This is a genomic window from Streptomyces lydicus (assembly GCF_001729485.1).
GTDB classification, from domain to species: domain Bacteria; phylum Actinomycetota; class Actinomycetes; order Streptomycetales; family Streptomycetaceae; genus Streptomyces; species Streptomyces lydicus_D.
Map to the genome: position 1 here is coordinate 848,828 of NZ_CP017157.1, position 19,217 is coordinate 868,044.

General features: G+C 74.9%; 14 protein-coding genes. 9 read left to right on the top strand and 5 right to left on the bottom strand.

The genetic code is table 11. The annotated features are described in order from the left end of the window. The first annotated feature begins 66 nt into the window (after nt 1–66). Entirely contained in the window at nt 67–3,627 is a 3,561-nt protein-coding gene (mfd, locus tag SL103_RS03725) for a transcription-repair coupling factor (RefSeq protein ID WP_069567327.1), read from the top strand. A gap of 60 nt (nt 3,628–3,687) precedes the next feature. Here mfd and SL103_RS03730 read toward each other — a convergent pair whose 3' ends face one another. Together SL103_RS03730 and SL103_RS03735 are read right to left on the bottom strand one after the other, a co-directional pair. Then, on the bottom strand, nt 3,688–5,226 hold the full coding sequence (locus SL103_RS03730; RefSeq protein WP_079145551.1) for a DUF2079 domain-containing protein: 1,539 nt from the start codon (nt 5,224–5,226) through the stop codon (nt 3,688–3,690). Between the two features lie 206 nt (nt 5,227–5,432). After that, a complete protein-coding gene (locus SL103_RS03735; protein WP_079145552.1) occupies nt 5,433–6,224 on the bottom strand; it encodes a DUF4190 domain-containing protein in 792 nt (263 codons plus the stop codon). Nucleotides 6,225–6,415: 191 nt separating this feature from the next. Here SL103_RS03735 and SL103_RS03740 point away from each other — a divergent pair, with 191 nt between their 5' ends. The 3 genes from SL103_RS03740 (at nt 6,416) to SL103_RS03750 (ending at nt 11,194) form a co-directional block, all read left to right on the top strand. Next, complete coding sequence (locus SL103_RS03740; RefSeq protein WP_079145553.1) at nt 6,416–8,584, top strand: N-6 DNA methylase; 2,169 nt, start codon at nt 6,416–6,418, stop codon at nt 8,582–8,584. 205 nt (nt 8,585–8,789) lie between these two features. After that, nucleotides 8,790–9,428 (top strand): hypothetical protein, encoded by a 639-nt coding sequence (locus SL103_RS03745; protein WP_069567332.1) that lies wholly within the window; start codon nt 8,790–8,792, stop codon nt 9,426–9,428. After that, complete coding sequence (locus SL103_RS03750) at nt 9,425–11,194, top strand: serine/threonine-protein kinase (RefSeq protein ID WP_069567334.1); 1,770 nt, start codon at nt 9,425–9,427, stop codon at nt 11,192–11,194. Before SL103_RS03745 ends, SL103_RS03750 begins: the two co-directional genes overlap by 4 nt. Before the next feature lie 51 nt (nt 11,195–11,245). On the opposite strand, the gene SL103_RS03755 is transcribed toward SL103_RS03750, so the two are convergent. Beyond that, a complete protein-coding gene (locus SL103_RS03755; protein WP_069567336.1) occupies nt 11,246–11,758 on the bottom strand; it encodes a DinB family protein in 513 nt (170 codons plus the stop codon). Nucleotides 11,759–11,840: 82 nt separating this feature from the next. After that, nucleotides 11,841–12,281, bottom strand: coding sequence for a GNAT family N-acetyltransferase (locus SL103_RS03760; RefSeq protein WP_069573376.1), 441 nt, complete (start codon nt 12,279–12,281; stop codon nt 11,841–11,843). A gap of 169 nt (nt 12,282–12,450) precedes the next feature. On the opposite strand from SL103_RS03760, the gene SL103_RS03765 reads away from it, so the two are divergent. Together SL103_RS03765 and SL103_RS03770 are read left to right on the top strand one after the other, a co-directional pair. Continuing rightward, on the top strand, nt 12,451–13,089 hold the full coding sequence (locus tag SL103_RS03765; RefSeq protein WP_069567338.1) for a SurA N-terminal domain-containing protein: 639 nt from the start codon (nt 12,451–12,453) through the stop codon (nt 13,087–13,089). 79 nt (nt 13,090–13,168) lie between these two features. After that, the gene (locus SL103_RS03770) at nt 13,169–14,185 is read left to right on the top strand and encodes a nucleoside triphosphate pyrophosphohydrolase (RefSeq protein WP_069567340.1); all 1,017 of its coding nucleotides are present in this window, start codon (nt 13,169–13,171) and stop codon (nt 14,183–14,185) included. A 42-nt stretch (nt 14,186–14,227) separates the two neighbouring features. Here the strand turns inward: SL103_RS03770 and SL103_RS03775 are convergent, their stop codons facing one another. Then, on the bottom strand, nt 14,228–15,490 hold the full coding sequence (locus SL103_RS03775) for an MFS transporter (RefSeq protein ID WP_079145554.1): 1,263 nt from the start codon (nt 15,488–15,490) through the stop codon (nt 14,228–14,230). Nucleotides 15,491–15,645: 155 nt separating this feature from the next. Here SL103_RS03775 and SL103_RS03780 point away from each other — a divergent pair, with 155 nt between their 5' ends. The 3 genes from SL103_RS03780 to SL103_RS03790 all read left to right on the top strand — a co-directional run bounded on the left by SL103_RS03780 (nt 15,646) and on the right by SL103_RS03790 (nt 19,210). Then, complete coding sequence (locus SL103_RS03780; protein WP_069567342.1) at nt 15,646–16,521, top strand: LysR family transcriptional regulator; 876 nt, start codon at nt 15,646–15,648, stop codon at nt 16,519–16,521. A 58-nt stretch (nt 16,522–16,579) separates the two neighbouring features. Beyond that, nucleotides 16,580–17,911 (top strand): cytochrome P450 family protein, encoded by a 1,332-nt coding sequence (locus SL103_RS03785; protein ID WP_069567344.1) that lies wholly within the window; start codon nt 16,580–16,582, stop codon nt 17,909–17,911. 231 nt (nt 17,912–18,142) lie between these two features. Then, nucleotides 18,143–19,210 (top strand): transglycosylase family protein, encoded by a 1,068-nt coding sequence (locus SL103_RS03790; RefSeq protein WP_069567346.1) that lies wholly within the window; start codon nt 18,143–18,145, stop codon nt 19,208–19,210. Nucleotides 19,211–19,217 lie beyond the last annotated feature (7 nt).

The following is a 19,217-nucleotide window of genomic DNA, read 5'->3' on the forward strand; positions in this document are numbered from 1 at the left end:
CCCCGCCCGTGCCACGTCGCGGGCCGTTCGCGTTGATCGCCTCGCTTGCTGGGACGGAACCTTTTCATGAGCCTGACTGGTCTGCTCGACGCCGTCGTACGGGACCCGGCGCTCGCCGAAGCGGTGCAGGCCGCGGCCGACGGACACCGCCGGCACGTCGATCTGGTCGGCCCGCCGGCCGCCCGCCCCTTCACCATCGCCGCGCTCGCCCGCGAGGCGAAGCGCCCCGTGCTGGCGGTGACCGCCACCGGCCGGGAGGCCGAGGACCTCGCCGCCGCGCTGCGCAGCCTGATGCCGGCCGGCGCGGACAACTCCGTCGTGGAGTTCCCGTCCTGGGAGACGCTGCCGCACGAGCGGCTCTCGCCGCGCTCGGACACCGTCGGCCGGCGCCTCGCGGTGCTGCGCCGACTCGCCCACCCGCGCGCCGACGACCCGACCGCCGGCCCGGTCTCGGTGGTCGTCGCGCCCATCCGTTCCGTGCTCCAGCCGCAGGTCAAGGGGTTGGGAGACCTGGAGCCGGTCAGTCTGCGCACGGGCGGGACGGCCGATCTGGAGGAGGTCGTCGACGCCCTGGCGGCGGCCGCCTACGCCCGGGTCGAGCTGGTCGAGAAGCGCGGCGAGTTCGCGGTCCGCGGCGGCATCCTGGACGTGTTCCCGCCGACCGAGGAGCACCCCCTGCGGGTGGAGTTCTGGGGCGACGACGTCGAGGAGATCCGCTACTTCAAGGTCGCCGACCAGCGGTCGCTGGAGGTCGCCGAGCACGGCCTGTGGGCGCCGCCGTGCCGGGAGCTGCTGCTGACCGAGGAGGTCCGCGCCCGGGCCGCCGCGCTCGCCGAGCGCCACCCCGAGCTGGGCGAACTCCTCGGCAAGATCGCCGAGGGCATCGCCGTCGAAGGCATGGAGTCGCTGGCTCCGGTGCTGGTCGACGAGATGGAACTGCTGCTGGACGTGCTGCCGGCGGGCTCGATGGCCGTGGTCTGCGACCCGGAGCGGGTGCGTACCCGGGCCGCCGACCTGGTGGCGACCAGCCAGGAGTTCCTGCAGGCGTCCTGGGCGGCCAGCGCGGGCGGCGGAGCGGCGCCGATCGATGTGGGCGCCGCCTCGCTGTGGGGCATCGCCGACGTCCGCGACCGGGCCCGCGAGCTGGGCATGATGTGGTGGTCGGTGAGCCAGTTCTCCGCCGGTGACGGTGCGGCGGACGAGGGCCCCGCCGTGGGGGACGGCGACACCCTGAAGCTGGGCATGCACGCGCCCGACACCTACCGCGGCGACACCCAGCGCGCGCTCGCCGACACCAAGCAGTGGCTGGCCGACGGCTGGCGCACGGTCTTCCTCACCGAGGGGCACGGCCCCGCCGCCCGTACGGTCGAGGTGCTCGGCAGCGAGGGCATCGCGGCCCGCCTGGACCCCGAGCTGCCCGAGATCTCGCCGTCCGTCGTCCACGTCTCGTGCAGCTCCCTCGACAACGGCTTCGTCGACCCCGGGCTCCGGCTCGCCGTGCTGACCGAGACCGACCTCTCCGGCCAGAAGGCGGCCGGCAAGGACGGCGCCCGGATGCCGGCCCGCCGCCGCAAGACCATCGACCCGCTCACCCTGGAGGCGGGCGACTTCATCGTCCACGAGCAGCACGGCGTGGGCCGCTACATCGAGATGGTGCAGCGCACCGTCCAGGGCGCCACTCGCGAGTACCTCCTCGTCGAGTACGCCCCCGCCAAGCGCGGCCAGCCCGGCGACCGCCTCTACATCCCCACCGACCAGCTGGAGCAGGTCACCAAGTACGTGGGCGGCGAGGCACCGACGCTGCACCGCCTCGGCGGCGCCGACTGGACCAAGACCAAGGCGCGCGCCAAGAAGGCGGTCAAGGAGATCGCCGCCGACCTCATCAAGCTGTACTCGGCCCGGATGGCGGCCCCCGGCCACACCTTCGGCCCGGACACGCCCTGGCAGCGCGAGCTGGAGGACGCCTTCCCGTACGCGGAGACGCCCGATCAGCTCACCACCATCGCCGAGGTCAAGGAGGACATGGAGAAGTCGGTCCCGATGGACCGGCTGATCTGCGGCGACGTCGGCTACGGCAAGACCGAGATCGCGGTCCGCGCCGCGTTCAAGGCCGTGCAGGACGGCAAGCAGGTGGCCGTCCTGGTGCCCACCACCCTCCTCGTCCAGCAGCACTTCGGCACGTTCACCGAGCGCTACGGCCAGTTCCCGGTGAATGTCCGGGCGCTGTCCCGCTTCCAGACCGACACCGAGGCCAAGGCGACGCTGGAGGGCCTGCGGGAGGGCGCCGTCGACATCGTCATCGGCACCCACCGCCTCTTCTCCTCCGAGACCAAGTTCAAGGACCTCGGCCTGGTCATCGTCGACGAGGAGCAGCGCTTCGGCGTCGAGCACAAGGAGCAGCTCAAGAAGCTCCGCGCCAACGTCGACGTCCTCACGATGTCCGCCACGCCCATCCCGCGCACCCTGGAGATGGCAGTCACCGGCATCCGCGAGATGTCGACGATCACCACACCGCCCGAGGAGCGCCACCCGGTCCTGACCTTCGTCGGCCCCTACGAGCAGAAGCAGATCGGCGCCGCCATCCGCCGTGAACTCCTGCGCGAGGGCCAGGTCTTCTACATCCACAACCGCGTCGAGTCGATCGACCGCGCCGCCGCCCGGCTGCGCGAGATCGTCCCCGAGGCCCGGATCGCCACCGCGCACGGGCAGATGGGCGAGGCGCAACTGGAGCAGGTCGTCGTCGACTTCTGGGAGAAGAAGTTCGACGTGCTGGTGTCGACGACCATCGTCGAGTCCGGCATCGACATCTCCAACGCCAACACCCTGATCGTCGAGCGCGGCGACAACTTCGGCCTCTCCCAGCTGCACCAGCTGCGCGGACGGGTCGGCCGGGGCCGCGAGCGCGGCTACGCCTACTTCCTCTATCCGCCGGAGAAGCCGCTCACCGAGACCGCCCACGAGCGGTTGGCCACCATCGCCCAGCACACGGAGATGGGCGCCGGTATGTACGTCGCCATGAAGGACCTGGAGATCCGCGGCGCCGGCAACCTCCTCGGCGGCGAGCAGTCCGGCCACATCGCGGGCGTCGGCTTCGACCTGTACGTCCGCATGGTCGGCGAGGCGGTCGCCGACTACCGCGCCTCCCTGGAAGGCGGCGTGGAGGAGGAACCGCCCCTCGAAGTCAAGATCGAACTCCCGGTGGACGCGCACGTCCCGCACGACTACGCGCCGGGCGAGCGGCTCCGCCTCCAGGCGTACCGCGCCATCGCCTCGGCCACGACGGAGGAGGACATCGCCGCCGTCCGCGAGGAACTCACCGACCGCTACGGCAAGTTGCCGGAGCCGGTGGAGAACCTCCTGCTGGTCGCCGGGCTGCGCATGCTCGCCCGTTCCTGCGGCGTCTCCGACATCACCCTCCAGGGCGCCAACATCCGCTTCGGCCCCGTGGAACTGCGCGAGTCCCAGGAACTCCGCCTCAAGCGGCTCTACCCCCGTACGGTCCTCAAGCCGGCCACCCGGCAGATCCTGGTCCCCCGCCCCACGACGGGCAAGATCGGCGGCAAGCCGCTGGTCGGACGGGAACTCCTCGCCTGGGTGGGCGAGTTCCTCACGACCGTCCTGGGGTGACGGCCGCCCCGCCGGGGGCCGCCCCGCACGTCCCCGGCGGGCCCGCCGGGGACGCGCCGGTCAGTGGGCGGACGTCCGGCGGAGGACCACGACGTCCGCCGCCCCGCCGAGGTAGACGTACGTGGACCTGGGGTGGCGGGCCCGCGCCTCGGCGAGCAGCTGACGCGGCGTCCGGTCGCGCAGCTGCGCGGTGATGTAGTCCGGCGCCAGCCCGCCCGTGTCGCCGGTCCAGAAGACCCGGGTGCGGCCGGTGAGCCGGCTCAGGGGGCGGATGTCGGACTCGACGGTCGCGCCGTCGGGTATCCGGTCGAGCAGCCGCTCCGCGGCGGGGACGCCCGGTGGGACGCGGTAGGTGGCGGCCTCGGTGAGGCGGGCCAGCGGCAGGTCGGCGGTCAGCGCGAGGGCGGCGGCCAGTACGGCGGCCGGCAGGTGGTGGGCGTAGGAGCGCAACCAGGGGCGGGGCGAGACCCGGGCCCGGGGCAGGGCGTCGACCAGGGCGAGGAAGACCACCGGCATCAGGACGGCGTTGTAGTGCCAGTCGATGCCCCAGTAGTGCGGCTCGTGGGAGAGGAAGCGCCAGCCGAGGGTGGGCAGTGCGACCAGGAGGAGCGGGGAGCGCAGCGCGAGCAGCCCGGTGGTGGGCAGCAGCACCCACAGCGTGGTGCGCAGCGCGGTGTCGAGCGGGATCACCGCGCCGCCGCCGTCGGCGCCGAACTTGCTCCAGTAGTCGTACGAGCCCGAGCCGTTGACGGCGGGGATGAGGACGCCGAGGGTGAGGGCGGTGGCGGTCAGGCCGAAGGCGACCAGGGCGATCGGCAGCGGACCGGCCCGGCGGGTGCGGAGCAGGGCGAGGGCGCCGATGGTGGCGGCGGTGACGCCCAGGTCCTCCTTGACCAGGACCAGCGGCGCGGCCCAGCAGACCGCCGCGGTCCACCGCCCGCGCAGCACCGCTTCGAGGGCGAAGGCGAGCAGCGGCAGCGCGAACGCGATCTCGTGGAAGTCGAAGTCGACGGCCTTCTGCACCCCCCAGGACATGCCGTACGCGAGGCCGAGGGCGAGGCCGGGCAGCCGGCCCAGGTAGCGGGCGGCGGCCCGGGTGACCGGGATCGCGGAGAGCGCGAACAGCGCGGCCTCGGCGAGCAGCAGGGTCAGGGAGGAAGGGAAGACCCGGTAGAGGGGCGCGAGCACGATCAGCACGGGGCTGAAGTGATCGCCGAGGATGTTGGTGCCGGGGCCCTTGAGGTCGACGACCGGGGCGCGGAAGTGGGCGTAGCCGCGTATCGCCTGCTCGAAGATGCCCAGGTCCCAGGAGGAGCTGGACATGCCGCGGTACCGGCAGACGGCCAGCAGCGCGAAGCAGAGGAAGAAGAACGCGGCGGTCCAGTAGGGGTCGAGGCGGGGGACGCGCAGCGGGGCGGTCCGTTCCCGCAGGCGCCGGGCGGCGCGCCGCAGCGGGCCGGGGTCGGCCGGGGGGCCGTCGGGGGCCGGGGATATGGAGGCGGTGGCCGCGGCGGCGGTCCGGGGCGGTGGCACGGTGCTGCCGTTCTCCCCCGTACTCCGTCCCGGGGCACCCCCAGCCGTTGCTGCGGCCGTGTCCATCAGGGTCCTCACTCACTCTCAACTGCCGGAAAGATACTCGAACGGACGCACGCCTCTGCCGGGACGGTGCGGCCGACCTGCGCCGGCAGTGGTTCAGACGCGGCTCCGGGGCGGCCCGTTCCCGGGCGGCACGGCGCCGGCCCGGCGCCGCGGGGTCGCGGTGCCGGGCCGGCGGGAGTGCGGGAGGGAGCCGCGGTGAGCGGGGCTCAGAGGGCCAGCTTCCAGTGGACCGCGTCGAGCAGCAGGTCCGGGGTGACCTCGATGTCGAGGTCCTTCGCGGTCGGCGGGGCGTCGAAGACCATCTCCACGGTGGCGGTGGCGCCGGGGTTGATGGAGTTGCCGAAGTCGTGGTGCAGGATGCCGTGCTTGTCGTCGTCGACCTCCTGGGCCTCCTTGCCGTCGACCCGGGCCTTGGTCTGGACGAGGGGCTTGTCGAACGCCTTGCTGCCGGTGTTCTTGATCGTGACGGTGAGCTTGTACGCCTTGTTGCCGTCGGCGTGGCCGCTGACGAGGGTGCTCGGGTCGACGGTGTAGGGGGTCGCCTTCGAGACGGTCACCTGCACGCCGTTGTTGTACTTGGCCGTGGCGCCCGCGGTGAGCTCCTTGGCGCTCTGGCCCGAGCCGTCCTTCGGCTGGCCGGAGCTCTGCTCCACCTGCTGGTGCACCTCGTCGACGGCCTTGTTCACGGCAACCAGGGTGACGACGGCGCCGACGACGGACAGGATGATCGCGACCACGCCCAGGATCGCGCCGGTCAGTGCCACGCCCTTGTTCGTGGCCTGGCCCTTCTTGGCGCGGCCGCGGCCCACCAGACCGAAGATCAGCGCCAGGACGCCGAGCGGGCCGGCCAGCCAGAAAAGGATCATCGGGATGCCGCTGAGGGCGCCGATGATGCCGAGGATCAGGGCGGCGACACCGAGCCCGTTGCGGGCCGCCTGGGGGGCGGGAGCGCCGGCCGGGCCCTGCGGGGTGGGCTGGTAGTGCATCTGATGAGACATGCGAAGGGGCCCCTTCCGGGCACTCGTTCCAATTCCGCTGAAGCGATGGGTCAATAACAACAGAGGCTGTGAACCGAGTCAACATGAATGAAGGAAGTCGATGAGTTCACGCTGTGAAGGGGGAGGTTGGGCGTGAATGGGTATGCTGCCGACACAGAGAGGTTCGGGGGTCACCGGAGGGAGCCAGCCAGGTGGCGGACAACGCATCGCCGGACAACGCGACGGACACCAGGACCGCGCCGACGCGTACACAGGACCGGCCCACCGAGGTGACCGCCGCCGGCATCGCCCGGCTCGCCGGCGTCGGCCGGGCCGCGGTCAGCAACTGGCGGCGCCGCCACGCGGACTTCCCCAAGCCGGTCGGCGGCACCGAGACCAGCCCCGCCTTCGCCCTCCGCGACATCGAGCAGTGGCTTCGCGACCAGGGGAAGCTCGCCGAGGTGCCGCTGCGCGAGCGGGTCTGGCAGCAGCTCGTCGGCCACCCCGCGGGCGCCGCCGCCGCGCTGCGGCAGGCCGGTGCCGTGCTGCTGCTGGCGCACGACCGCCCCGCCGCCTGGCAGCAGCTGCGCGCCGCCGCCGACGACGCCGAGCTGACCGGCGTCCTGCCCGCGGTGCTCGACTCCGTCCTCGCCGCCCGGCTCGGTCCCGGCCACCCCGTCCGCGGACTGACCCGCGAGGCGCTCGCCCCCTCCGCCGCGCTGGTCCGCGCCACCGGCGACCTCGCGGCCGCGGACGGCGCCGCCGCGGCGTACGACTTCCTGCTCGGCCGGCACCTGGACGCCAACCCCCGGCAGTACACCCTGACCCCGCCCGGGCCCGCCGCGCTGATGGCCGAACTGGCCGCGGTGGCCGGGCCGTCGGGCACCGTCCTCGACCCGGCCTGCGGCGCCGGCGCCCTGCTGGCCGCCGCCCGGGAGCGCGCCGCGGAGGGGAGCGACGCCGGGGAGGGCGCCGCCCCCGTCACCCTCTACGGGCAGGAGGCCGACGCCGACCTCGCCGCGCTCACCGCGCTCCGGCTGGCCCTCGGTGTGCCCGACGCCCAGGTCCGGGTGCGCGCCGCGGACACCCTGCGCGCCGACGCCTTCCCCGAGCTCGCCGCCGACGCCGTCCTGGTCCACCCGCCGTTCAACGAACGCAACTGGGGCCACGACGAACTCGCCTACGACGCCCGCTGGGAGTACGGCTTCCCGGCCCGCACCGAGTCCGAACTCGCCTGGGTCCAGCACGCGCTGGCCCGGCTGCGCGAGGGCGGCACCGCCGTGCTGCTCATGCCGCCCGCCGCGGCCTCCCGCCGCTCCGGCCGCCGGATCCGCGCCGACCTGCTGCGCCGCGGCGCGCTCCGGGCGGTCATCGCGCTGCCGGCCGGCGCCGCGCCACCCAACGGCGTCCCGCTGCACCTGTGGGTGCTGCGCAAGCCCGGCACCACCCCGCCCGCGCCGCAGCTCCTCGTCGTCGACACGGCCGAGCTCGCGGCCGGCGCCCCGGCCGGCCGCGACAAGCCCGACTGGCAGACCGTCCGGGCCACCGCCGTGGAGGCGTGGCGCACCTTCGACCGCGACGGCGGTGTCGAGGAACGGCCCGGCGTCCGCCGTTCGCTGGCCGCCATCGACCTCCTCGACGACGACGTCGACCTCGCCCCGGCCCGCCACCTCCCGCCGCCCGCGGCGGCCGGCGGCCCCGCCGAACTCGCCCGGGTCCGTGAGCGGCTGACCACCACCCTGGCCCGCACCACCGCACTCACCCCGCGCTCCGACGGCGGCGCGGCCGGCCCCGCCCGCTGGCCGCTGACCACCGTCGGCGAACTGGCCCGCGCCGGCGCCCTGGTGCTGCGTGCGGGCGGCGCCGGCACCGTACCGGCCGGCGGGACGGCCCCCGCGGTGCTCACCGACCACGACGTCATCGGCGGCGGCGCCCCCTCCGGCACCCTCCCCGAAGCGCCCGCCTCGGGGCCCGCCGAGGAACCGGTCCTCCTCCAGGCCGGCGACGTCGTCGTCCCGGTCCTCGGCGGCGGCGCCGTCGCCCGGGTCGCCGACGACGGCACCGCCGGCGCCGCCCTCGGCCGCAACCTGACCCTGCTGCGCCCCGACCCGGCCGCCCTCGACCCCTGGTTCCTCGCCGGTTTCCTGCGCGGCACCGCCAACAACCGCCGGGCCAGCAGCTACGCCTCCACCGCCACCCGGCTCGACGTCCGCCGCCTCCAGCTGCCCCGCCTGCCGCTCGCCGACCAGCGCCGCTACGGGCAGCGCTTCCGCGACCTGGCCGCCTTCGAGGGGGCGCTGCGGCTCACCGCCCGCCTGGGCGAGCAGCTGGTGCAGGGGCTGCACGACGGGCTGACGGACGGGTCGGTCGCCCCGGACTGACGAGCCGGCGCGGGCGGCCCGGCGGGCCCCGCCGCCGGCACATTGCCCGGCCCATTCCGTACAACCCCGCACGCGCACCCGGCGTCGTATATACGCTCAGGCGCACGTACGCGCACCCGAGCCCGCCCGCGCGGGGAGCGGCGCCACCCCACGGGCCGCCGCGGCACCGCCCCGCGCCCGCCCGAACGACCCGTCAGGAGCAGCAATGCACGGCCCCGCCCCGGCCCACCCGCCGCAGCGTCCCCGGGGACAGGGGACGGTCATCGCACTGCGGGTGCTGTTCGTGGCCGGCACGGTGCTCAGCCTGGGATTCCTGGCCTGGGCGGCGCTGCTGCGGGCCGCGATCGTGCAGCGCAGGCCGCTGGGATGGTGGCTGTTCGGCGGCGATCTGGCCCTGGTCATCGGCACCAGCCTGTGGTCGGAGGGCTACCCCGAGACGGACTGGCGCACCGACGTCGCGGTGGCCCTGTTGCTGCTGCAGATGGCGGGCACCGTCGCGTACTACCTGGTCGTCGACATCCGGGCCGAGCGCGCCCCCGGGCCCGCCGCGGCGCCCTACCCCGGCCCGCCGCACGGCTACGGCTACCCGCCGCCCCCCGCGCCCTACCCGCGCCACGACCGGCAGACCCCGCCGTACGGGTCGCCCGGCGCGGGCCCGGTCAACCCGTACGCGGTGACCGAGACCCACCTGCCGCACCCGGGGCAGGGCGGACCCGCCCCGGCCCCGTACCGCCCCGCGCCACCGCCCCCGGAGCGGTCGCAGCCGCAGCCGCAGCGCCTCGACCGGGTGCGGGCCGAGCTCGATGAACTCAGCGACTACCTCCGCAAGGAGGAGGGGAAGTGAACGGCCGGGTCATCGGCGGGCGTTACGAACTCTCCGCGCTGCTCGGCCAGGGCGGGATGGGCCAGGTCTGGATCGGCTACGACCGCCGGCTGGACCGCCGGGTCGGCGTCAAACTGCTCCGCCCGGACCGGGTGGCGGGCACCCCCGACGGCGAGGAGATGCGCCGCCGCTTCGTCCGCGAGTGCCGGGTCACCGCACAGGTCGACCACCCGGGCCTGGTCACCGTCCACGACGCCGGCAGCGACGACGAGGACCTCTATCTGGTCATGCAGTACGTCGAGGGCGCCGACCTCTCCGACCACCTCGCCGAGCACGACCCCTACCCCTGGCCCTGGGCGGTCTCGGTCGCCGCGCAGCTGTGCGCCGTGCTGGCCTCCGTGCACGCGGTGCCGATCGTCCACCGCGACCTCAAGCCCCGCAACGTCATGATCCGCCCGGACGGCTCCCTGGTCGTCCTCGACCTCGGCATCGCCTCCGCCCTGGACACCGACACCACCCGCCTCACGCACACCGGCTCACCCATCGGCAGCCCCGCCTACATGGCGCCCGAGCAGGCCATGGGCGGCGCCGTCGGCCCGTACACCGACCTCTACGCCCTCGGGGTGCTGCTGCACGAACTGCTCAGCGGCGAGGTCCCGTTCGCCGGGTCGACGGCGCTGGGCGTGCTGCACCGCCACCTGCACGAGGAACCGGTCCCCGTCCGGCACCTGCGCCCCGACGTCCCCGAGGCGCTCGAAGCGCTGGTGCTGCACCTGCTGCGCAAGGACCCCCAGGCGCGCCCCGCCGACGCCCAGGAGGTCTACCGGGCGCTGGCGCCCCTGCTGCCGACCGCGGCCACGGGCCCGCAGGGCGCCTCCGCACCGCTCGCCCCCATGGACCCCACCCGCCCCTTCCGGCAGCCGCACGCGCCCTGGCCGGCCCGCTCGACGACGGCGCCCGCCCCGGCCCCCACGCCGACGGCGGTCTCCACCCCGCTGGTGCCGCCCGTACCCGGCCCGCAGGGTCCGCCGGGTGACCGGCAGCCGGCGCCCCTCGGGGCGGCCGCCACCGGGCCGGGCCCCCGGGCCGCCGACCCCCGCGCCTCGGCCCCGTCCGGTCCGCCGGCGGCCTTCGGGCCCGCCCGCTCGCAGGCCGGGGCCTGGACGGCCGCCGCCGACCCCCGGACCTCCGGCGCCGCCGCCCCGCACGTCACCGGCGGCACCGGCGGCCCGGACGTCGCGGCCGCCGTCGAGGAGGTCAAGAGCCTGCTCGACCAGGGCCGGATCACCCACGCCGTGGACATCCTCGGCGGCATCCTGCCGGCCGCCGCCGAACGGCACGGCCCGCACTCCCCGGTCGTGCGCACCCTGCGCAAGCAGTACGCCGCCACCCTCATGGACGACGGCCAGTACCGCCGCGCGCTGCCCGAACTCCGCCTGCTGGCCGAGGAGTTCGGCAAGGAGTCGGGTGCCGGCGCCACCCGCCAGGCCCTCCAGTTCCACTTCGAGGCGGCCCAGTGCCTGGAGCAACTCGGCGAGGTCGCCCAGGCGCTGGAGGAGTACCGCGCCCTGCTGCCCTACTTCGAGCACTACGCCGACGACCCCGTACGCCCCCTGGAGATCCGGCGGTCCATAGGCCACCTGCTGCTGGCCCAGGGCGAACGCGGCGCCGCCCAGGAGACCCTCTCCCGCCTCCTCTACGACGCCGAGCGCCTGCACGGCCCGCACCACGCCTTCACCGAGGAGCTGCGCCGGACGCTGTACTGGCTGAGCCAGGTCCAGGGCTGAGCCGCACCGGCGGCCGTCCGGACCGGTGGCCCCGGGGCCACCGGTCCGCGGTCAGACCCCCGTACTGCCGTCGATGCGCTCGCGGAGGAGATCGGCGTGGCCGCAGTGCCGGGCGTACTCGGCGATCATGTGGGTGTAGATCCAGCGCAGGGTGACCCGGCCGTCCCCGAAGGGCGCGGTGTCGTCGAGCGCGCGGCCCGCGCAGTTCTCCCGGCCGCGGTCCGTCTCGGCCCGCCAGGCGGCCAGCGCCCGGTCGTACGTGTCCTCCTCGGCGAGGTCGAAGCCGCCGCTGTGGGTACCGGGCCCGGCTTCCGGCCCGAACAGGGGCGGCACGTCCTCCTCGGCCAGGACCCGGCGGAACCAGTTCCGCTCGACCTCCGCCATGTGCTGGACGAGGCCGAGCAGGGTGAGCGGCGACGGCGGCGCGGACGCCGTGCGGAGCTGATCCTCCGTCAGCCCGGCGCACTTCCCGGCCAGGGTCGTGCGGTAGAAGTCGAGCCAGCTCTCCAACGAGGCGCGCTCGTCGGCGTCCAGCGGCGGCATGAGACGTTCGGTGGTGGTCATGTTCGCAGCCTGGCACGGGGGTCTGACAACGCCGCCGCGAGGCCGCGGCCGGCGCCCCCGCGCCCGGGCCCCGGGCCGCGGCTCAGGCGAGCCGCAGCGTGCTCCAGGGAATGGTCTCGCCCGGCAGCACATAGCGCTCGACCTCGACGAATCCGTGCCGTTCCGCGAAGCGCAGCCCGTCGGTGTTGGACGTCAGGACCACCGTCTCGATCGCCCGGGCACCGAGCTCCCGCGCCCGCCGCAGCCCCCGCTCGTAGAGCCGCCGGCCGAGCCCCTGCCCGCGGTGGCCGGGCAGCACGCGGGCGATCACGGTGGCCGTGGCGGTGTCGTCCGTGGGCGGACGGACCGTCGTGCAGCCCACGAGGACGTCGTCGCGGTAGGCCACCTCCAGGATGTTGCGCCCGGCGCGCTCCCGCACGTCGTCGAGCGACAGCTGGTGGGTGGGGATGATCAGGTTGTGGACGTACTGCCAGTCCTTGAACCCGGCGTCGTCGTCCGGCTGTTCGATGCGAAGGATGCTCACCACGGCAGCAAACCCGCGCGTCCGGCGGAGCGTCAACCGCAATTGGCCGGCCGGGCGCGACCGACTCCGCCACAGCTCGTTGGCCGAAGCAGTGGCCTGGGCCACGACGACTCCTTAGCATCGATCACTCAAGGTCGAGACTCCGTCGCACGATCTGCCGGGAGGCCATGTGTTCCGCCGTAGGACAGCGCTCTCCGTATCCGCCACCGCCGCCCTGCTGGCCGCGACCCCGCTGCTCACCGCCTGCGGGAGCGGGGCGCACCCCGGTGCCGCCGCCGTCGTCGACGGGAAGCGGATCACCGTCGCGCAGCTGCAGGCGAAGGTGAAGGACGTACGTGCCGCGCAGGCCGAGTCCCCGCAGGGCACCCAGCTGATCATGAACACCGGGCGGCTGAGCCTGGCCACCCTCAACGGCATGATCTTCGACCGGGTGCTGGCCCGCAGCGCCGAGGACGCCGGGGTGACGGTCACCCGCCGCGCGGTCCAGAAGTGGCGCGACCAGGCCGAGGAGCAGGCCGGCGGCGCCGAGCGGCTGAAGGCGATGTGGCTCCAGCAGGGCATCGCCCCCGACGAGGTCGACGCCATGGTCCGCAACCAGCTGCTGCTGGACGGCGTCGCCAAGCACCTGGGCGCCGACCGCGGCAAGCCGGCGGGCCAGCGCGCGCTGGCCCGGGAGCTGGCCAGGACCTCGCGCTCCATGGGCATCGACGTCAACCCGCGCTTCGGCAAGTGGGACGACCAGCAGGTGATCCTCGGCGAGACCAAGGACCCCTGGATCACCACCGGGCAGGCGAAGCAGCAGACCTGAGGCGGGCCGGCCGGCCGCGGGCGGTGGTGGCCGTCGGGCGGCGCCCGGCGTTGTCGGCGGGGTGCGTTACGTTCGAGGCGTGAACGCTGACGCCTCCGCCGCCGACACCGGCGCCGACGCCCGCCCCGAGGGCACCGGCACCGGACGCCTGGTCCTGCTCACCACCAGCCACCGGGTCGCGCCCGGCCTGCTGTCCTGGCCCGCGTGGCAGACGCTGCGCGCGGCCGACCGCGTGCTGTGCGCCGAGCCGGACCATCCGCAGCTGCCCTATCTGCGCGAGGCCGGCGTCGAGGTGGAGACCGCCGCCCCGACGGCCCGTGAGCTGGTCGACGACTGCGTGTCCGGCGACCGCACCGCCGTCGTTCTGACCTCGGCCGCCGGCGAGAGCACGCTGACCGACGGGCTGGCCCGGCTGGCCGGGTCCGGCCGCGAGGCCATGCCCGACCTGGAGCTGCTGCCCGGCTCGTACGACCTGCCCGGCGCGCGGCTGCTCGACCTCGTGCAGGTCATGGACCAGATCCGCGCCGAGTGCCCGTGGAGCAGCATCCGCACCCACCGCGATCTGGCCAAGTACGGCATCGAGGAGGCGTACGAGCTGGTCGAGGCCATCGAGGACGGCGACCGCGAGGCGCTGCGCGAGGAGCTCGGCGATGTGCTCCTCCAGGTCGTCTTCCACGCCCGCATCGCGCAGGACGACCCGGACGAGCCGTTCTCCCTCGACGACGTGGCGGGCACGATCGTGGACAAGCTGATCCGCCGCCACCCGCACGTCTTCGGCGAGGCGGACGCCGCGACCCCCGAGGACGTCAAGGAGCACTGGCTGCGCACGAAGGCGGAGGAGAAGCAGCGCACGTCGGTGACCGAGGGCGTGCCGCTGGCCCAGCCCGCCCTGGCGCTGACCGCGAAGCTGGCCTTCCGGGCGCGGAAGGCGGGGCTCGACGTCACCCCGCCCGCCGGCGACGGCATCGGCTACGACCTGCTGGCGATGGCGGTGCGCGCCGAGGCGGACGGGATCGACCCCGAGGCCGCGCTGCGCGCGGCGGCGCGGGCCTACCGGGACGCGGTGCTGGCCGCCGAGGGCGCGGCCGGGCGGTAAGGGGAGACCCCCCCCCGGGCCGCGGCCCGGGGCGGTGCGGCGTCAGAGCGTGGCCGGCGCGGGCTCGGGCCGGTGGTCGTGCGCGGTGCGGCCGCCGGCCGGGGGGACCGGCCGCAGCCGGTCGAGGGCCCACAGCGCGACGCCGGCCGCCGCGAGAGCGGCCCCCAGCGCGCACACCCCGGGCCAGCCGCCGGCGCCCCAGACCGCCGAGGTGAGCGCCGACCCCACCGCCCCGCCCGCGAAGTAGCTGGTCATGTACGCCGAGTTGAGGCGGTTGCGGGCCTCCGGGCGGACGCCGTAGACCAGGTTCTGGTTGCTGACGTGCACCGCTTGGGCGGCCAGGTCCAGGACGACCACGCCGGCCAGCAGCGCGGCCAGCGACCAGGCGCCGCCCCCGCCGCCCAGTGCCAGCAGTCCCCACGAGCCCAGCAGCAGGACCGCCGCGACACCGGTGACGCGGTGCGCCAGGCCGCGGTCGGCCAGCCGGCCGGCCGCCGACGCGGACAGCGAGCCCGCGGCACCGACCAGCCCCAGCAGCCCGATGGCCGACTCCTGCCAGCCGTAGGCCGGGCCGGACAGCAGGAACGCCACCGCCGTCCACAGCACGCTGAAGCCCGCGAAGGACACCGCTCCCAGCACCGCCCGCCGGCGCAGCACCGGCTCCTGGCCGAACAGCGCCAGCGTGGAGCGCAGCAGCGCCGGGTAGCGCAGCCCGGCGCTGCCGCGCAGCGCGGGCAGCCGGAGCCGCAGGAGCACCGCCGTCACCAGCATCAGCGCGGCGTCGACCCAGTAGACGGTGCGCCAGCCGCCGAGTTCGGCGAGCAGGCCGGCGGCCGTACGGGCGAGCAGGATGCCCAGCAGCAGGCCGGTCATGACGGTGCCGACGGTCCGGCCGCGCTCGGCGGGGGCGGCCAGGGTCGCCGCGTACGGCATGACGACCTGTGCGGCGACCGAGGTGAGGCCGGTGAGGGCGGTGCCGGTCAGCAGCAGGGCGGCGTTCGGCGCGCTCGCGGTGACGGTCAGGAACACCGCGGTCGCCGCGCACAGGACGACCGCCAGCCGGCGCCGTTCCACCAGGTCGCCGAGCGGTACGAGCAGCAGCAGGCCGAGGCCGTAGCCGGTCTGGGCGACGGTCACCACCAGCGCGGCGGTGGCGGCCGACAGCCGCAGCTCGTGGCCGATGACGTCCAGCAGCGGCTGGGCGAAGTAGTTGCCGGCGACGGCCAGGCCGGTGGCGGCCGACATCAGCAGCAGCGTGCCGCGTCCCAGCCGCCCCGGCTGCTCCGGCCCGTGGTCGGACTCCATGGTGTGACCTCCCCGTGTCTTCCCGGCGTCGCCCGTCACCACGGTGGTGGCGGGGGCCGGTGCCTCCCAGACTGGGGCCGAGAGGATCAATGAGTCCAACACATCGTTTTCATCGCACCCATCGTGAAACGAGATCGCTGACTAGGCTCGCGGCCATGGAGCTCCAGCAGATGCGTTATGTCGTCGCGGTGGCCGAGACCGGCGGGTTCACCCGGGCCGCGGAGCGCTGCCATGTGGTGCAGTCCGCGCTGAGCCACCAGATCGCCCGGCTGGAGAAGGAACTGGGCGCCCGGCTCTTCGACCGGACCAGCCGCAGCGTCCGGCTGACCGCCGCCGGTGAGGCGTTCGTACCGGTCGCGCGGCAGGCGCTGCAGGCCGCCGAGCGGGCCCGCGCGGAGGTGGCCGCGGCGACCGGAGAGGTGCGCGGCCGGCTGGCGGTGGGGGCGATCTCGACCGTCGCGGCCGTCGATCTCGCCCGCGAGCTGGGCGACTTCCGCAGCCGCTGCCCCCAGGTGCGGATCAGCCTGCAGATGGAGATGAGTGATCCGCTCATCGCGCAGGTGCGGGAGGGGACGCTGGACGTCGCCTTCGTCGGGCTGGCGCCCGGGGCGCGCACGACCGGGGTGCGGGAGAAGGAGCTGGCGCGCGGTGAGCTGGTGGCGGTGGTGCCGCCGGGGCACCCGCTGGCCGGCCGGGAGTGGACCACGCTGGCGCGGCTGGCGCGGGAGACCTTCGTCGACTTCACGGCCGGGTCGGCGGCCCGGCGGCAGCGCGACGAGGCGTTCCGGGCGGCGGGGCTGACCTCGGAGGTGGCGTTCGAGGTGACCACCGTCGAGTTCCTGGCGAAGCTGGTGCGGGCGGGGCTGGGGGTGGGCATGGTGCCGGAGGCGATCGCCTCCGAACTGCCGGGGCTGCACCTCGTCCGGGCGCGGCCGGCGCCGGAGCGTACCGAGCGGGTGGTGTGGAGCGCCCTCGGCCCGTCGCCGGCGGCCGTGGCGTTCCTCGCGGGACTGGGGGTGGCGGCGGAGTAGCGGGAGGCGCCCGCCGCCGCCGGTCCACCGGGGCGCGCGCACCGGTTACGGTCGGAAGGTGCACGACAAGCCCGACGCCGCCCCCGCCACCGGCTGCCCCGCCGCGACCGCCGGCCGGCCGCCCGCCCCCGACCTGTTCACCTGGGAGTTCGCCGCCGATCCGTACCCCGCGTACGCCTGGCTGCGCACCCATGCGCCGGTGCACCGGACCGCGCTGCCCAGTGGCGTCGAAGCCTGGCTGGTGACCCGCTACACCGACGCGCGGCAGGCGCTCGCCGACGCCCGGCTCTCCAAGAACCCGGTGCACCACAGCGAGTCCGCGCACGGCAAGGGCAAGGTCGGCATCCCCGGCGAGCGCAGCGCCAACCTCATGACGCACCTGCTCAACATCGACCCGCCGGACCACACCCGGCTGCGCCGGCTGGTCTCCAAGGCGTTCACCCCGCGCCGGGTCGCGGAGTTCGCGCCCCGCGTGCAGCAGCTGGCCGACGACCTCATCGACGGCTTCGCGGGCCGGGGCGAGGCCGACCTCATCCACGAGTTCGCCTTCCCGCTGCCCATCTACGCGATCTGCGACCTGCTCGGCGTCCCGCGCGAGGACCAGGACGACTTCCGCGACTGGGCGGGCATGATGATCCGCCACGGCGGCGGGCCGCGCGGCGGGGTCGCCCGGTCCGTGAAGAAGATGCGCACGTACCTGGCGGAGCTGATCCACCGCAAGCGGGAGAACCCGGGGGAGGACCTGATCTCCGGCCTGATCCGGGCCTCCGACCACGGCGAGCACCTCACCGAGAACGAGGCCGCCGCGATGGCGTTCATCCTGCTCTTCGCCGGCTTCGAGACCACCGTCAACCTCATCGGCAACGGCACCTACGCGCTGCTGCGCCACCCCGCCCAGCGCGAGCTGCTGCAGGGGGCGCTGGCGGCGGGCGACACCGGGCTGCTGACCACCGGCATCGAGGAGCTGCTGCGCTACGACGGTCCGGTGGAGCTGGCGACCTGGCGGTTCGCCACCCAGGAGCTGACGCTCGGCGGGCAGCGGATCGCCGCGGGCGATCCCGTCCTGGTGGTGCTGGCCGCCGCGGACCGCGACCCGGCGCGCTTCGCCGACCCGGACGTCCTGGACCTGACCCGGCGTGACAACCCCCATCTGGGATACGGGCACGGCATCCACTACTGCCTGGGCGCCCCGCTCGCCCGGCTCGAAGGACAGACCGCGCTCGCGACGCTGCTGCGGCGCCTCCCCGACCTCCGGCTCGGTGCGGATCCGGACGCCCTGCGCTGGCGCGGCGGTCTCATCATGCGCGGACTGCGGTCACTGCCCGTGGAGTTCACCCCCGAGCGCGCTGACCAGCGGCGGGACGGAAGTGACGCAGAGTCAGCTGCGTGACCTTCGCGTGATCTGCGCTACACCGACTTGTGACTACCCGTGACCCCGGCTACGTTTCCACCGACGATCGACAAGATCGGGGGGATTCACTCGATCGGTGGAAGCGGTGACGGGGCGGACCGGTGTATTGGCGCCCTGTGTCCGCATCGGCCGACGAGTGGCCCGCCGGCCCGTTCGTACCTGTGCGAACGGGTCGTCGAACAACTCAACCGCCGCGCGAAAGGCATCCGCATGCGTTCCGGGAACGGCCGACATCGTCGCCCCCGTCAAGCACCGGCCATCTTTGTCACGGCGGGAGTCACCGGCGCGGGACTCGCGCTGCCGCTGCTCTCCGCCGGCGGCGCCCACGCCGCCGACACCGCGACCTGGGACAAGGTCGCCCAGTGCGAGAGCGGTGGCGTGTGGAGTGCGGCCTCGGGCAACGGCTTCTACGGCGGGCTGCAGCTGACCCAGGAGATGTGGGACCGCCACGGCGGCACGGCCTACGCCTCGCGCCCCGACCTCGCCAGCCGCGCCCAGCAGATCGCGGTGGCCGAGACGATCCTCGACGACCGCGGGCCGGACGCCTGGCCGAGCTGCGCGGTGAACGCGGGGCTGACCAAGGACGGCCGGGCCCCCGAGGTCGATCCGGGCAGCACCAGCACCCCGCTGCCCGACCCGGCCGACTCCGGGCTCTCCACGGGGCCGCAGGACGACGAGGACCCGTCGGGCGAGCCGTCCGACGACCCGTCCGACGCGACGCCCTCGCCCTCCGCCCCCGACGCCTCGAACCCGGGCGACTCCGGCGACACCACCGGCCACCAGGACCGGAACCCGGACCGGAACCAGGAGCCGTCCGGCTCCGCCACACCGGGCGACGACGGGGACGGTGCCTCCGGTACCGGCGACCCGAGCCACGCCGGCGACCCGTCCCGCACCGGCGACCCGTCCAGCACCGGCGACCCTGCGGACTCCACGGACCCGGCCGACGGCGGCAGCCGTACGGACACGGCCGGCGAGGCCCACCGGGAGCCCACCAAGGGCAGGCACCGCGGCGACACGGACGACGGCGCGGGCGACGGCACCGACCGCGCCTCCGGCGGCCGGCACGCCTCGCGCGGCGGCGACGCGCACCGTACGGACCCGGCGGCCGGCGACTACACCGTCCGCCCCGGTGACAGCCTGTCAGCCATCGCGCAGGCCCACCGGCTGTCCGGCGGCTGGCCCGCGCTCTACGAGCGCAACGAGGGCGTCATCGGCTCCGACGCGGACCTGATCCAGCCCGGCCAGCAGCTCGATCTCGGGCACGACGCAGGCTAGTTCGCCG

Coding starts and splice junctions, on each gene's coding strand:
- SL103_RS03790 (WP_069567346.1), top strand. CDS start 18,143: ATGCGTTCCGGGAACGGCCGACATCGTCGCCCCCGTCAAGCACCGGCC.
- SL103_RS03730 (WP_079145551.1), bottom strand. CDS start 5,226: ATGGACACGGCCGCAGCAACGGCTGGGGGTGCCCCGGGACGGAGTACG.
- SL103_RS03755 (WP_069567336.1), bottom strand. CDS start 11,758: ATGACCACCACCGAACGTCTCATGCCGCCGCTGGACGCCGACGAGCGC.
- SL103_RS03775 (WP_079145554.1), bottom strand. CDS start 15,490: ATGGAGTCCGACCACGGGCCGGAGCAGCCGGGGCGGCTGGGACGCGGC.
- SL103_RS03735 (WP_079145552.1), bottom strand. CDS start 6,224: ATGTCTCATCAGATGCACTACCAGCCCACCCCGCAGGGCCCGGCCGGC.
- SL103_RS03745 (WP_069567332.1), top strand. CDS start 8,790: ATGCACGGCCCCGCCCCGGCCCACCCGCCGCAGCGTCCCCGGGGACAG.
- mfd (WP_069567327.1), top strand. CDS start 67: ATGAGCCTGACTGGTCTGCTCGACGCCGTCGTACGGGACCCGGCGCTC.
- SL103_RS03780 (WP_069567342.1), top strand. CDS start 15,646: ATGGAGCTCCAGCAGATGCGTTATGTCGTCGCGGTGGCCGAGACCGGC.